Annotated in this window: 11 protein-coding genes and 8 tRNA genes; 14 read left to right on the top strand and 5 right to left on the bottom strand. The window is 61.0% G+C overall.

Translation table 11 applies throughout. The features are described from left to right. The first annotated feature begins 81 nt into the window (after positions 1 to 81). Positions 82 to 858 carry a TSUP family transporter gene (locus I6G90_RS06785; RefSeq protein WP_021231324.1) on the top strand — a complete coding sequence of 259 codons (777 nt, stop codon included), beginning with the start codon at positions 82 to 84 and terminating at the stop codon, positions 856 to 858. A 77-nt stretch (positions 859 to 935) separates the two neighbouring features. Here I6G90_RS06785 and I6G90_RS06780 read toward each other — a convergent pair whose 3' ends face one another. Continuing rightward, positions 936 to 1,802 (bottom strand): LysR family transcriptional regulator, encoded by an 867-nt coding sequence (locus I6G90_RS06780; RefSeq protein WP_197930392.1) that lies wholly within the window; start codon positions 1,800 to 1,802, stop codon positions 936 to 938. 60 nt (positions 1,803 to 1,862) lie between these two features. After that, the gene (locus tag I6G90_RS06775; RefSeq protein WP_197930390.1) at positions 1,863 to 2,780 is read right to left on the bottom strand and encodes a DMT family transporter; all 918 of its coding nucleotides are present in this window, start codon (positions 2,778 to 2,780) and stop codon (positions 1,863 to 1,865) included. Between the two features lie 174 nt (positions 2,781 to 2,954). Between I6G90_RS06775 and I6G90_RS06770 the strand changes: the two genes are divergently transcribed. From I6G90_RS06770 to I6G90_RS06760, 3 genes are all read left to right on the top strand, one after another. Further along, a complete protein-coding gene (locus I6G90_RS06770; RefSeq protein WP_058051583.1) occupies positions 2,955 to 3,833 on the top strand; it encodes a helix-turn-helix domain-containing protein in 879 nt (292 codons plus the stop codon). 262 nt (positions 3,834 to 4,095) lie between these two features. Further along, complete coding sequence (locus tag I6G90_RS06765) at positions 4,096 to 5,733, top strand: ATP-dependent endonuclease (RefSeq protein ID WP_197930388.1); 1,638 nt, start codon at positions 4,096 to 4,098, stop codon at positions 5,731 to 5,733. Between the two features lie 198 nt (positions 5,734 to 5,931). Continuing rightward, a complete protein-coding gene (locus I6G90_RS06760; protein ID WP_197930386.1) occupies positions 5,932 to 6,651 on the top strand; it encodes a hypothetical protein in 720 nt (239 codons plus the stop codon). A 120-nt stretch (positions 6,652 to 6,771) separates the two neighbouring features. Here I6G90_RS06760 and glgX read toward each other — a convergent pair whose 3' ends face one another. After that, positions 6,772 to 8,835, bottom strand: a complete 2,064-nt coding sequence (glgX, locus tag I6G90_RS06755) for a glycogen debranching protein GlgX (RefSeq protein WP_197930384.1) — start codon at positions 8,833 to 8,835, stop codon at positions 6,772 to 6,774. 196 nt (positions 8,836 to 9,031) lie between these two features. On the opposite strand from glgX, the gene I6G90_RS06750 reads away from it, so the two are divergent. The 10 genes from I6G90_RS06750 (at position 9,032) to yjjG (ending at position 12,642) form a co-directional block, all read left to right on the top strand. Then, positions 9,032 to 9,108: transfer RNA gene (locus I6G90_RS06750), tRNA-Met, on the top strand. Positions 9,109 to 9,202: 94 nt separating this feature from the next. Then, positions 9,203 to 9,279 (top strand) — tRNA-Met (locus I6G90_RS06745). Positions 9,280 to 9,367: 88 nt separating this feature from the next. Then, a tRNA-Met gene (locus I6G90_RS06740) sits at positions 9,368 to 9,444 on the top strand. 88 nt (positions 9,445 to 9,532) lie between these two features. Continuing rightward, positions 9,533 to 9,609: transfer RNA gene (locus I6G90_RS06735), tRNA-Met, on the top strand. 88 nt (positions 9,610 to 9,697) lie between these two features. Continuing rightward, positions 9,698 to 9,774: transfer RNA gene (locus tag I6G90_RS06730), tRNA-Met, on the top strand. Between the two features lie 88 nt (positions 9,775 to 9,862). After that, a tRNA-Met gene (locus I6G90_RS06725) sits at positions 9,863 to 9,939 on the top strand. Between the two features lie 88 nt (positions 9,940 to 10,027). Further along, positions 10,028 to 10,104 (top strand) — tRNA-Met (locus I6G90_RS06720). Positions 10,105 to 10,192: 88 nt separating this feature from the next. Beyond that, positions 10,193 to 10,269, top strand: a tRNA-Met gene (locus I6G90_RS06715). 178 nt (positions 10,270 to 10,447) lie between these two features. Continuing rightward, positions 10,448 to 11,947, top strand: coding sequence for a M17 family metallopeptidase (locus I6G90_RS06710; RefSeq protein WP_197930382.1), 1,500 nt, complete (start codon positions 10,448 to 10,450; stop codon positions 11,945 to 11,947). A gap of 14 nt (positions 11,948 to 11,961) precedes the next feature. Then, a complete protein-coding gene (gene yjjG / locus I6G90_RS06705) occupies positions 11,962 to 12,642 on the top strand; it encodes a pyrimidine 5'-nucleotidase (protein ID WP_197930380.1) in 681 nt (226 codons plus the stop codon). Between the two features lie 78 nt (positions 12,643 to 12,720). Here the strand turns inward: yjjG and I6G90_RS06700 are convergent, their stop codons facing one another. Both I6G90_RS06700 and I6G90_RS06695 read right to left on the bottom strand, forming a co-directional pair. Next, positions 12,721 to 13,446, bottom strand: coding sequence for a substrate-binding periplasmic protein (locus tag I6G90_RS06700; protein WP_232254429.1), 726 nt, complete (start codon positions 13,444 to 13,446; stop codon positions 12,721 to 12,723). Positions 13,447 to 13,601: 155 nt separating this feature from the next. Then, positions 13,602 to 13,970, bottom strand: a complete 369-nt coding sequence (locus I6G90_RS06695) for a TraR/DksA family transcriptional regulator (protein ID WP_197930376.1) — start codon at positions 13,968 to 13,970, stop codon at positions 13,602 to 13,604. Between the last annotated feature and the right edge of the window lie 46 nt (positions 13,971 to 14,016).

Here is a 14,016-nt window from a genome sequence, read left to right as displayed (position 1 = left end):
GTGCAGCCCCTGCACAACCCCGTTTTGGTTATCTCCGGTTGCCCAACCCCTTCGGGCAACCCACTCTCGTGAGGTCTATGGATGGAATTGGAATTGGTTACCTTGTTTGCCCTGTTTGGTGTGGCGCTTGTCGCCGGCTTTATCGATGCCATCGCCGGTGGCGGCGGCCTGCTGACGGTGCCAGCGTTGCTCGCCACCGGCATGCCGCCCGCGCTGGTGCTCGGTACCAACAAGCTGCAGAGCAGTTTCGGCTCCTTCTCCGCCACCTGGTTCTATGCCCGCAAGGGGTTGCTGGAGTGGGCGATGATCTGGCCTGCGGTGATCTGCACCTTTATTGGTGCTGCCATCGGCACACTGGCGGTACAGACCATCGATGCCGCCATTCTTGAGCGCTTGCTCCCTTTCCTGCTGATGGCCTTTGCCTGCTACTTCTACTTCTCGCCACGGGTGAGCGATGCCGAGAGCTCCCGCCGTCTCACCCCCATGCTGTTTGCGCTGCTGGTGGGGGGCGGTGTCGGCTTTTATGACGGCTTCTTCGGGCCGGGCACAGGATCGTTTTTTGCCATCGGTTTCGTGGCGCTGGCAGGTTTTGGCATGGCGCGTGCCACCGCCCATACCAAGTTGCTCAACTTCACCTCGAATATCGCCTCCCTGCTGTTCTTTGCCCTCGGTGGCAAGGTGGTGTGGAGTGTCGGTTTTTGCATGGCGCTGGGGCAGTTTATCGGCGCCCGTTTCGGCTCCAAGATGGTGCTCAAGCAAGGGGTAAAGCTCATCAAGCCGCTGCTGGTGACCGTCTCATTGCTGATGTCTGCCAAGCTGGTCTGGAGCCAGTATCCCGAGCTGTTTGCCTGGATCTGAGCCGCGGGGAGTGGGCGACAAATTGGATGTTTACGGGGCCCTTGGGCCCCGTTGTCACATCTGGCGGGTTTACACAGCTAGCGTGGCGTGCTGCTGCAGTGGCGAAAGTGTTGGTGCAGGGAGCTCACCAGCTGGGCAATCCGCTCGCGCTTGAGGCTGCTCTGCCGGTAGACCAGATGGAGGGGACGGCCCAGTCCGGGCAGTGGGCGCGCCATCTCCCCCTGTTCTCCTACCAGCCCCAGCAGGCCGGCGGGCAGCAGCACCGGGCCAATACCTGCCTTGGCGAGCTCGATGAGCGCCAGATAGGAGTCGAGCTCCATGGCGGGCTCCAGCCCCATCTCTGCCAACGGTTCGCGCAGGTAGCGGTTGGAGGGGTTCTCCAGATCCATGGCGAGGATCTTGCGCCTGCTCCCTGAGCTGGCTGGCGGCAGGCTCTGCTGCGCCTCGCCCACCAGATAGAAGGGCTCTTCCAGTAGCAAATCGGCGCCGAGGCCATGGCCGGGCGGGAGCCGACCGGCGCAGATGCCGAGCAGGGCATCACCGCTACGCACCCGCGCCAGAATCACCGGGGTGTGGTGGGTAGAGAGGGCAAGATGGGGATCGCGGCCCAGATAGTCGCGCATAAAGTGGGCGAGGTAGCCCGCCAGCAGGGTTTCGGAGCAGGCGATGGGGAGCGGGCTGTGATCAGCCAGATCCTGGCTATCAGCCAGCACTCCCTTCATTTCGGCCAGACTCGGGGCCACTCGCTCAAGCAGCTCCTTTGCCTGCGGGGTGAGCCGGATCTGGCGCCCCTCCGGCTCGATCAGCTTCTTGCCAAGGCGCAGCTCCAGCTGGGCAATCCGCTTGCTTACCGCCGACTGGCTGATGTAAAGGCGACTGGCCACCTTGGCCATGGTTCCTTCGCTCGCCAGCAGGCTCAGCGTCTCCAGCCCTTCCAGTAACATCTCGCCCCCTCGTATCGCCATCATGCCTATCGAATGGCGCTACCTTAGGGGCTGACTGGCTCAGGAGCAAGTGTCGTTTGCCGCCTTGGCCGGGCGAATGCGCCACTCGCTTAAGGGCGGTGCGAAGATCACCAGATTGCCAATGAGGCTCACCACCACCCCGACCACCGAGACCGGCTGCCAGACAAAGCCTTCGTAGAAGGTGGAGAGGGTGAGCGCCACCAACGGAAAGAGCACGGTGGCGTAGGAGGCCTTGCTGGCACCGATGCGCCCCACCAGCGTCAGGTAGGCGGTAAAGGCGATCACCGAGCCAAACAGGGCGAGATAGACTATGGCCGCCAGATAGTGGCTGTCGGTCGGCACTACCAGTTGCTGGCCGAGCAATGTGACCCAGCCCAGCAACAGCACCACGCCGTAAACCATGCCCCAGGGCACCAGTTGCAGTACGTGATAGCCGTGGCGCTGGCCCCGGGCCGAGACCAGATTGCCCAGCGAAAAGCAGAGGGTGCCGCCGCAGGCGAGCAGCAGCCCCTTCCAGCCGTTTGCACCCAGTTGCGCATCCGCCAGCACCGGCCAGAACAGCAGCAGGGTGCCCAGGAGCCCCAGCAGGGAGCCTTGCAGCCAGCGCAGGGTGGGGCGCTTGCGCTCGAACAGCCAGAGGTTGAGGCCGTTGAAGATGCTGGCACTGGCGAAGATCACCGCCGACATGCCGCTCGGGATATAGCGGGTGGCGTGGTAGAAGCAGAGAAAGTTGGTGGAAAAGAGCAGGGCACCGAGCAGTGCGGCGTAACGCTGGCCGTGCCAGGGGAGGCGTGGAAAGCGGCCGCTGGCGGTGAGCAGGGCAAACAGTGCCACCGCCGCCAGCAGGAAGCGGTAGAGCACCGACACCTCGATGGGGATGGGGCCAAGTTGCCAGGCGATGGCAATCCAGGTGCTGCCCCAGATAAGCACGGTAGCAAGATAGAGCATCAGGTTCATCACAGTTCCGGTGAGTCAGGGAGGATATGACCCACTATGGGGCGAGCTCTGATGGCTGGATTGCACCATCTTGCGGTTTTTCATCGCCCTGCGCTGTCATCTGCAGGCGCGGTCGGTAAGATGGATGGCAGGCGGGAGAGCCGCGCAAATAACCGGAACAGGTGGCGGGAGCGAATGAAAACAGCAGGGGTATTTGATGCACTGGTCAGCACCGGTGCCAGGCTGGAGGACGCCTGCTGGCTCGAACCCGGGCTCGGGGTAGCCAGTTGGCGCAACTGCTATGACCAGACCCGCTATCACAAGCCGGGCCACCACACCCTGAGCGTCTATCTGCAGGGGGGCGAGCAGACCGAGCGACTCGATGGGCCGGGTGGCCACGGTGGCACCGGCAAGGTGTGCATCATGCCGGATCACCACAGATCCGAGTGGCTGGTGCGCGAAGAATTTCGCTTCTTTCATCTCTACTTCACCCCGGCTCACCTCACCCGTATCGCCGAGGAGGTGTGTGACAAGGAGGGGCGCCACCTGCAACTGGTGGACAAGACCTTTATCGACGATCCGCAGGCGGCCGGACTGGTGCAGCGCCAGCTGATGCAGCTGGAGTGGCAGCACGGGGTCGATCGGCTGGCGCTTTCCCACGGCGCCTGGATGTTGATCCTCCACGCCTATCGTCACCACACCGAGGAAGCTCCCGGTTTGCCGCCTCTACGCGGCGGGCTGGCGCCGGTGGTGATCAGGCGGGTGCAGGAGTATCTGCAGGCCCATCTGGCCGATTCGGTCACGCTGGCAGAGTTGGCGCAGCAGGCGGGGCTGAGCGAGTATCACTTCGCCCGCATGTTCGGCCAGAGTCTCGGCTGCCCGCCCCACCGCTATCTGCTGGGGCTGCGGCTCAAACGGGCCAAACAACTGCTGGCTGGCCCGGAGCCGCTGGCCAGCATCGCCAGTCAGTGTGGTTTCTCTTCCCAGGCCCATTTTGGCAACCGTTTTCGCGAGGCGTTTGGTTTGACGCCGGGACAGTGGCGGGCACAATTGTCATCTTCCTGTCACAGATAACCCTGAGACTTTGGGCAAAAGAGGTGTACTCTCTACCACTTATCCATTGAAAGGAATGCCCATTGAATTATCGCAAACGTCAAACTCGTACTCGTCACCTCTGGTTTAGCCACTGGAATGCTCCGCAAGATCGCACCGCTGTTGTTACCCCTCCCGAACCTGCAGTGCCTCACAGTTCACGTTGAAATCCCCCCGCCTGCGATAGGATTTTTCCGGTAATTTTGCCACTATTGCCCCATCACAATGATGTGGACATGGCCGGATGTTTCTGGAACGTATTGAAGTCAAAGGTTTTCGCGGTATAAATCGCTTGTCGCTCGGGCTGGATCACACCACAGTGCTGATCGGCGAGAACACCTGGGGTAAATCGAGCCTGCTGCGCGCCCTCTGGTGCCTGCTGGGGCAAAATGCCGAGCCCTATCAGTTCACCGCCGAGGATTTTCACCAACCGGAAGATCCCGAACTGGCGCCGGCGCGCCACCTGCAACTGGTGCTCACCTTCAGTGAGCACAGACCCCAGATGTGCCAGCACTCCCGTCGCCTGGCTCGTCTCAGCCCCTCCTGGGTGCTGCATAAAGACAAATTCCACCGCATTCACTATCGCGCCAGTGCCGAGCTGCAGGCGGATGGAGCTGTGCTCACCATGCACGACTTTCTCGACGGCGTGGGCAAGAGCCTGCCTATTGCCAATGCCAATGAGCTGGTCTCCATGCTGATCACCATGAACCCGGTGTTCCGGCTGCGCGATGCCCGCAGTGCCCGCAACGGGGTGGAGACCCTGCAGTGGGGAGATCTCTCCGAACATCGCCTGAGCGAGCTGGCGGACAAACTGATCGACGAACCCCAGCGCATCGGCGAGCCGGAGCTCAAAGAGGCGCTGCAGGCGGTGCGCCAGCTGATGGATCACTACTTCAACGCATTGGCCCCCATCAAGAACAAGCCGCGCAGTCAGCGCGACATCATCAATCGCCCCATGACCCTGCGCAATCCGGGCAATCTGCATACCCTGCTGCGCCGCGCCGACAACCGCGCGCTGCAACTGGCGATGGCGGGGATGGCGGCCACCCTGTTGCAGGCGCGGGGCAACCGCGAGCTGGAGGAGGGGGCCCGCCCCATAATGATCCTGGAGGACCCGGAGAGCCGGCTGCACCCGACCATGCTGGCGCTGGCGTGGGGGCTGCTGGAACAACTGCCTGGCCAGAAGCTGCTCACCACCAACTCGGGAGATCTGCTCTCTTCCCTGCCGCTCAATCAGGTGCGGCGGCTGGTGCGCCGTCAGCAGGATATTCTCTGTCACCAGCTGGGGGGCGAGCGCTACAGCAGTGACGATCTGCGCAAGATCGCCTTCCATGTGCGGATCAACCGCCCCATGTCGCTGTTTGCCCGTTGCTGGCTGCTGGTGGAGGGGGAGACCGAGATCTGGCTGCTCTCCGAGCTGGCGCAGATCTGCGGTTACAGTCTGCGGGCCGAAGGGGTGCGGATCATCGAGTTTGCCCAGTGTGGCCAGTCGCCACTCATCAAGGTGGCGCGGGACTTTGGCATCGAGTGGCACCTGCTGACCGATGGCGACGAGGCGGGGCTCAAGTATGCCGCCTCGGCTCGGGGCCAGCTCAAGGGCGAGCGGGAGCGAGACCGACTGACCCAGCTTCCTGCCGCCGACATCGAGCACTACCTCTATCACAACGGTTTTGAAGCGGTGTTTCGCCGTGAGGCCGGGGTGGGTGGGCGCGCCATGTGGAGTGCCAGTCACATCATCAACAAGGCTATTCATCACCGCAGCAAGCCGGGGATGGCGCTGGCGGTGGTGGAAGAGGCGGAGCGGCTCGGTGCCGAGCATATTCCGCCGGTGATCCGCCAGATGTTTGCCCGGGTGGTGGCGCTGGCCCGCGGTCAGGGCTGAAGCCGGCGCCGCATCCCGTCACTATGGGCATGGCTGCCAGCAGGGCGCCCTTCAAGGTGGGCCGTGCTGGCGGCAATTGCCCCGCATTGTTTGCCCACGATTGTTTGTCGCGATTGGGGATAGCCGCCGGTTTGGGTATACTCGCCCCCTCTCTGGCGCCCCGGTGGCGCACCTCGAATCTTTACTGCTGGAGGCGTCGTGTTCGTCCAACTCCCTTTTTGGCTCTTTCCCCTCACCGGATTGATGGCGCTTGGCGCCCTGATCGCCCTCGGTATCGTGCTGTGGCGCGGTGATATCTGCCCCGGCCAGCGCTCGCGCATCAGTCAGCAGCTCTTCTCCATCTGGGTCATTACCGCGCTATCTCTGATGCTGGCGGTAGAGGCCAAGGCAGCCAGTTGGCTGATCTGGAGTGGTGGTGTGGCACTGGTGCTCGGGGTCGGCTTGTCGCTGGCCCAGTCACGGCTGGAGGGCAAGCGTTCCGTCCCCTCAACGCTGCTCTGGCTACCGGCGTTGCCGCTCGCTGTCTATGGCTTCGGGCTGCTGCAACTGCAAGGCTGGGTGAGCGGTCTGCTGCAGATGGCGATGCTGGGGGCGGCCTTTGCCCACCTGATGCTGCTGCGGGCCCGTCATCGCCTCAAGGCATTCAACACCCTGTTGCCGCTGGCCGGTCTGGTGGGGGCGATGGCTAGCCTTGTCTGGCTGGCGGTGCTGGTGGGCTGGCAAGGGGGCGAGGCCAATCTCGATGCGCTGATCCCGGCGGTGGTGACCCAGGCTGCCCTGCTGGTGGCCTCCCTGCTGCTCTGGTTCAGTCCGCTCTACTTGCAGCGTGATACCGCGCCAGTGGTGGTCTCCACCTCCCTGTGTGGTCTGCTGATCGCCCAGATTGCCGCCACTAGCGTGTTGCACCAGCTGGTCTGACACTGCGCTGAAAAGAAAAGCCCCGAGCCAACACTCGGGGCTTTTGCCTATCTGGCTTGCAGGTATCGCAGCTATCCATTAGTAGCAATCCATTAGCAGCAATCAAGCAGCAGTTATCTATCAATAGAAGTCGTCGGCCCCGCAGATAAAGAGGCAGCTGCTGCGCGGTTGGGCGAGATACTCCCGGGTCAGCCCTTCCAGTGGCATGCCGAAGGTGCAGATATCTTGCGGCGAGGGGAGGGCAGTATCGAGGATCCGCCGCCAGTAGCCGCCAACCCCCTTGGGCGGACTCGGCAGATTGAAGGTGAGGGGCTCCCAGTAGGCGTTGAACAGCACATAGAGTGCCAGCTTGGTTTCGCTCGACAGCGCCGACATGGCAATGGCGTGGGAGTGGGGGCTGAAGTCCGGTTGTCCGGCGTTGACCCCGTGCCAGCAGATCTCGCTGTGGCGCAGGATCTCGGTGAGCGATAGCGGCATGCTCTCCTGCTCCGGGCGCTGGAACAGGTGTTTGCGGTACTGGATCAGCTCCTTCATGAAGCGGAACATCTCCTGACCGCGGGCGTTGGGTAGCCAGTTCATCCAGCAGGTGGCGTTATCCTGACAGTAACCGTTGTTGTTGCCCCGCTGGGTGCGCAACAGCTCGTCTCCCATCAGCAACATGGGGGATCCCACCGAGAGCAGGGTCGCCACCATCATGTTCTTGGCTTGCCGCATCCGCAGGGCGTTGATCTGGGGATCTTCGGTGATCCCTTCATGGCCGTGATTCCAGCTGAAGTTGTGATCACAGCCGTCGCGGTTCTCCTCCCCGTTGGCCTCGTTGTGCTTGCCGTTGTAACTGGCCCAGTCCCACAGGGTAAAGCCATCGTGGCAGGTGACGAAGTTGATGCTCTTCTCGGGATCGGCGTGGTGATAGTGGTAGATGTCGGGGCTGCCGCACAGCCGCTCGACAAAGGTGGTGACGCTGTTGTCATCGCCGCGCAGGAAGCGGCGCACATCATCCCGGAACTGGCCGTTCCACTCACGCCAGCGGGCGCCAGCAAGCGACCCCACCTGATAGAGTCCCCCCGCATCCCAGGCTTCGGCAATCAGCTTGATGTCGGCAATGTTCGGATCGGTATCTATGGTGCGCAGGGTGGGCGCATTGGCCTGCGGCTGGCCCGATTCGTCCCGCGACAGGATGGCGGCCAGATCGAACCGGAAGCCATCGACGTGCATCTCCTGACGCCAGAAGTGGAGGCTGTCCATGATCATCCGCAGTACCACCGGATGGGCGCCGTTGAAGGTGTTGCCGCAGCCCGAATAGTTGGTGTCTTTCTGGTTGTTGTCGAGGATGTAGTAGGCCTCGTTGTCGATGCCGCGAAACGAGAAGACGGGACCATCATCGCCCCCCTCGGCGGTGTGGTTGTAGACCACGTCGAGAATCACCTCGATATTGGCGCGGTGCAGCGCCTTGACCATGTCGCGAAACTCGGTGAGAGGATCATCGCCGCAGGCGTATTGCGCGTGCGGGGCGAAAAAGGACATGGGGCTGTAACCCCAGTAGTTGGAGAGCCCCTTTGGTGCATCCTGGGGATCGAACTGGAACACCGGCAGCAGCTCGACGGCGGTGACGCCGAGGGATTGCAGGTAGGGGATCTTCTCGATAAGCCCGAGATAGGTGCCGCGCAGCGCCGGATCGACCCCGGAGCTGGGGGATTTGGTAAACCCCCCCAGATGCAGCTCATAGATCACCGAGCGGGAGAGAGAGTGGGCGGGCAGCTTGTCCCCTTCCCAGTTGTAGTGACGGGTATCGACCACCCGATTCTTGGCGCAGCAGGCCAGATTGCTGCCTGGCCGGGCCGCCGCCCATCGGTCGTAGTTGGCGCCCAGCTCGATGCTGCGACCATAGGGATCGAGCAGTATCTTCTCGGCATCGAAGCGGGTGCCGCAGTAAGGGCGCCATGGGCCCTGAATCCGATAGGCGTAGCGTTGACCGACAGGCAGCCCCTCAATATGGATATGCCAGTAGTAGGCGGTGCGGTTGAAGCGGGGCGAGAGCGGGATCACCTCTGGCGTGCTGTCCTCGGCGCTGGCGAAGAGCAGCAGTTCCACCCGGCTGGCCAGGCGGGCCCAGATCGCGAAGTTGACGCCGTGGCTGTCGGGTGTGGCCCCCAACTGACGGCAATGACCGGCGGAGATGCGCATATTTTACCTACCCAAAATGAGGAGAGTTCAGCTTATTGAGTGTAGTGCCGGATGCCCTGCAAGGACTCGATTGCCTGAAAAAACAGCATGATGCTGCTAATGACCGCACTCTTTGTCCGATTAATCTACGAATAAACTTTTTTTGAGATATTTACTTGCAATCTGTGCGCTGGCGCCTATTATTGGCGACCTCAGACGCGGGGTGGAGCAGCCCGGTAGCTCGTCGGGCTCATAACCCGAAGGTCGTCAGTTCAAATCTGGCCCCCGCAACCATCTGAGAACCTGACCTGTCAAACCGCTGTAATAGGTTGGCAGAAAAGGAAAAATCGAACTGGCTACTGCTCGGCCACTTCGAGAAAAATTCGGACGCGGGGTGGAGCAGCTCGGTAGCTCGTCGGGCTCATAACCCGAAGGTCGTCAGTTCAAATCTGGCCCCCGCAACCAACTTTTTCGTCAGCAGGCGATTGTGCAAACAATCGAAAGCAGACAAACGCCATCAAGCTACTGCTCGGCTTGGGGGTGACAATTCGGACGCGGGGTGGAGCAGCTCGGTAGCTCGTCGGGCTCATAACCCGAAGGTCGTCAGTTCAAATCTGGCCCCCGCAACCAACTTTTTCGTCAGCATGGGATTGTGTAAACAATCGAACGCAGACAAACGCCATCAAGCCACTGCTCGGCTTGGGGATGACAATTCGGACGCGGGGTGGAGCAGCTCGGTAGCTCGTCGGGCTCATAACCCGAAGGTCGTCAGTTCAAATCTGGCCCCCGCAACCAACTTTTTCGTCAGCATACGATTGTGTAAACAATCGAACGCAGACAAACGCCATCAAGCCACTGCTCGGGTTGGGGGTGACAATTCGGACGCGGGGTGGAGCAGCTCGGTAGCTCGTCGGGCTCATAACCCGAAGGTCGTCAGTTCAAATCTGGCCCCCGCAACCAACTTTTTCGTCAGCAGGCGATTGTGCAAACAATCGGAAGCAGACAAACGCCATCAAGCCACTGCTCGGCTTGGGGGTGACAATTCGGACGCGGGGTGGAGCAGCTCGGTAGCTCGTCGGGCTCATAACCCGAAGGTCGTCAGTTCAAATCTGGCCCCCGCAACCAATTTTTTCGTCAGCAGGCGATTGTGCAAACAATCGAACGCAGACAAACGCCATCAAGCCACTGCTCGGCTTTGGGGTGACAATTCGGACGCGGGGTGGAGCAGCTCGGTAGCTCGTCGGGCTCATAACCCGAAGGTCGTCAGTTCAAATCTGGCCCCCGCAACCAACTTTTTCGTCAGCATGAGATTGTGTAAGCAATCGAAAGCAGACAAACGCCATCAAGCCACTGCTCGGCTTTGGGGTGACAATTCGGACGCGGGGTGGAGCAGCTCGGTAGCTCGTCGGGCTCATAACCCGAAGGTCGTCAGTTCAAATCTGGCCCCCGCAACCAACTTCTGATCGTTCCCTTCTTGTATTGCTACTCTTTGTTTCATTGAACAATCATCCTTGATGCCCGTCGTCAGCTGGTGATTGCTGCTATTTCTGACGCTTTTTCAAGACCAAAACTGGTCGCATCAACCATTTGTTAGGTATCATCAGGTATCTCTTCATGGATGAGGCGCTCTCCTGTGATCACACCCTTCACCTATCTTCCCCCCGCTATCGAGAGTCAGGATGCCACCCTGGCCGAGGCCCTTGCCATGGGATTACCGCTGCAGTTGCTGGTGATCGCCGAAGAGCAGAAAGAGGCGTTATTGGCGCAGCCCCAGTTTGCCGGTGTCAAAACCCTGCTTGCCCTCGGACAAAAGGCCCCCTTTACCCTGATGCATGGCAATACCCTGTTGCAGGTGGTGTTTGTGGCCAGCAGTGTGACCCGAGATCACCGTCTCTATAAGCAGGTAAGAAACTGGATAGCACCGCTGTCGGGGCTAAAACTGGAGCGGTTCGGTCTGCATCTGGAGGGATTTCCCCCTGCTGAACGAGTGATGCTGGCCGAGTTGCTGCTCTCTGCCCTGTTGGCCGCCAATGTGCCGCTGCCGACCAGCAAGAGTCGCAACGAGAGCGGTTGGACCTACCAGCAGATCATTGTCTCTCCCGCGGTGGTGCTTGATCTGGCGCGCCTTTACAGTGAGGCGGGGGGCAACGGATTGGCTCGTCATCTGGCGGTGTTGCCCGCCTCCGAGCTCACTGCCGCCAGCTATCGCGAGTTCGTCAGCCAACTGGCGCAAGATGAGGGGTGGCTGTGTCAGCATTATGATCAGGCGCAGTTGGCCGAACTGGGGGCGGGGGCGTTTCTGGCGGTCGCCCGTGGCTCGGAAGACAATCAGGGGGCCATGGTCAAGCTCAGCTACTATCCGCCCAAGCCGGTGCGCCGCATTGCGCTGGTTGGCAAGGGGATCTGCCACGACTCCGGTGGCTATAACCTCAAGGTATCCGGCAGCATGTATGGCATGCATCTGGACATGGGGGGCAGCGCGGTGGCGCTGGGGGCCCTCTACGCCATCAGCCGAGCCCAGCTACCCTACGAGGTACACTGCTGGCTGGCCATTGCCGAGAACCATATCGGCCCTCACGCCTATCGCCCCGGCGAGGTGGTGACCGCCATCAATGGCACCTCCATCGAGGTGGTCGATACCGATGCCGAAGGGCGAATGGTATTGGCCGACACCCTGGCGATGGCCGCGCAGGATACCCCGGATCTGTTGATCGACTATGCGACCCTGACCGGTGCCTGCAAGCGGGCGCTGGGCAGCCGCTACAGCGGCGTCTTTACCAACCGCAGCGAGTGGCTGGTCTCGCTGGTCAATCTGGGTCAGCGCAGCGGCGAGCGGATCTGGCCCTTCCCGCTCGATGACGATTACGACGACAATATCGAGAGCGAGTGGGCCGATCTGCTGCAATGCGCGCCGGGCAGTTCGCCGGATCACATCGATGCGGCCCGTTTTCTCGCTCACTTCGTGCCCGAGCAGACCCCCTGGCTGCATTTTGATTTGAGCGGTTTTCGCAACAAGGGGGGCAATGGGGTGGTCTCCAGCGAAGTGACCGGTTTTGGCGTGCGCCTCACCCTGGATCTGCTGGCCAGCCCGCTGGGTCGCATCGGCCGACATTCCACTGAGCCATCTGACTGATAACAAGGAGTTCTGTGAAACAACCAAGCTATGACTGGGTGCTGTTCGATTTGGATGAAACCCTGCTCGATTTCCCGGTCGCCGAGGCGCTGGCCCGAACGCTAATGATCTATGGTGTTGAGGCCGATGACGCCGCCATGGCGCAGTATCACACCATTAACCACGGGCTCTGGCAGCAGTACAACGACGGCGAGATCGATGCAACTGCGCTGCAGCAGACCCGCTTTGCCCTCTTTGCCCAGCAGGTTGACGCCGATCCCATGGCGATGAACAACACCTTTCTGGCGCAGATTGTCGCCCTGAGCATGCCCCTTGAGGGCGTGCTCGACACCCTGCAGCAACTGCGCAGCAAGGTGCGGATGGGGATCATCACCAATGGCTTCAGCGTGCCCCAGCGCGGGCGGCTCGGCAAACTGGGTTGGAGCGAGTGGTTCGAGCCGCTAGTGATCTCCGACGAGATCCGGGTGACCAAGCCTGATCCTGCCATTTTCCAGCACACACTCTCCTTGATGGGGCAGCCGGATCCGGCCCGGGTACTGATGGTGGGCGATAACCCGAAAACCGATATCGCCGGTGCGGCGGCGCAGGGGCTGGCGACCTGCTGGTACAACCCCGAGCGGCAGGCGGGCGACAGTGGGGCAACCCACGAGATCCACCACTTTTCCCATCTTGCCGGGATTGTATTGGGGCACTGAGTGCCGTGGTGTCTGATGGAATAAGGGTCTGTCGCGAGAGGTTGCAAGAGTGTGGTAGACAGAAACAGAGAGGGGAGCTTATGGATGTTGAGGGGCTGATGGATGTTGGGGGGTGAACCGGTAGCGATCGAGGATCTGCTGATAGTCGGGGCTCGGTTTCAGCTGTTCGATGGCCTGATTGATCCGTTGCAGGTGCGTCTCTGTGGTGCTCTCTTTGCTCAGCATCAGGTGAACCGGTGTCAGCTCGATATGCAGCAGAATATGCAGATCATCCGGTAGCGTCCCCTGATTGTGCCACTCCTGCAGCCCGTGGGGATCGAGAATAAATCCCTGGATCCGTCCACCCTGCAACATCTTCAGTAGTTGCTCCAGCCGCAAGCGCATCTGCAAGCGGGGCTGCATGTCGGGTTGGGTCATCAATTGGCGGAAGGTGTCGCCGTAATCAAAGCCCTTGAGCAGTCCGAGATGAAAGTCAGGGGTATTGGCAAGCTGGTCGAGGGTGGTGATCCCGCGCCAGCGTTCGGCATCCTGGCGGCGGACGACGATAACCGTCTCCTCTTCCCGATAGGGGTGGCTGAAGCGGGCGTATTGTTGCCGCTCGGCGGTCATATTGGCAGACATGCCAACTTGTATCGTGCCAAATTGCAGTTCGTGCAGCACGCGTGCCCAGGGCATTTCACTGAATCGGGCCTGATAACCGGCGCGCTGGAAGATGGCGTCGAGCAGTTCCACATCCAGTCCGCGGATCTGCTGCTGTTCATTGCGAAAGCTGAAGGGCTGCCAGTTGACCCAGCCGACGACCAATGACTCCTGTGCCAGCGTCTGGCAACACAAACACCATAACAACAAGAGTCGGTACACAACGCATCCCCTCGGGCAGGCTGATACGGTTGAGTATTGGACAGGAATGACGGAGTAACCAGTGCTGAGGGTTGAGCGGATGCACAGATGTGCATCCCTCACAGTTCGTGGGCGTGGAATCCCTTGCGATAGCGGGTTTCGCAGCGCGGGCAGCGTTGCAGGGTCGGATCCTGTTCCAGCTGGTCGATAGCCAGCGGATCTTCACAATCTGAGCAGAGGCCGTAGATGCCCAGATCCATCTGGCAGAGTGCCGCGTCGATCCGCTTGAGGCGGGCCACGCTCTGCTCTACCTTCGGCAGATCCAGCCGGCTGGTCAGTTCTACCAGTTGATCCTGATCGCAGTGACCGACCTGCTCGGCCCACTCGTCACGGCGGCAGGCTTTCAGTTGACCGATCAGCGTTTCTCGTACTTGGGCCCAGTCGGACAGCAGGCGATTACGCCAGACAGTCAACTGTGCTTGCGTCATTTCACACACATTATCCCCCACAGGACAGACGACAGATTCGGGGCAG

The organism is Aeromonas allosaccharophila, assembly GCF_016026615.1.
GTDB lineage: Bacteria > Pseudomonadota > Gammaproteobacteria > Enterobacterales > Aeromonadaceae > Aeromonas > Aeromonas allosaccharophila.
Note: the sequence above shows the minus strand (reverse complement) of the source record. Positions and strands in the feature narration are given on the sequence as shown.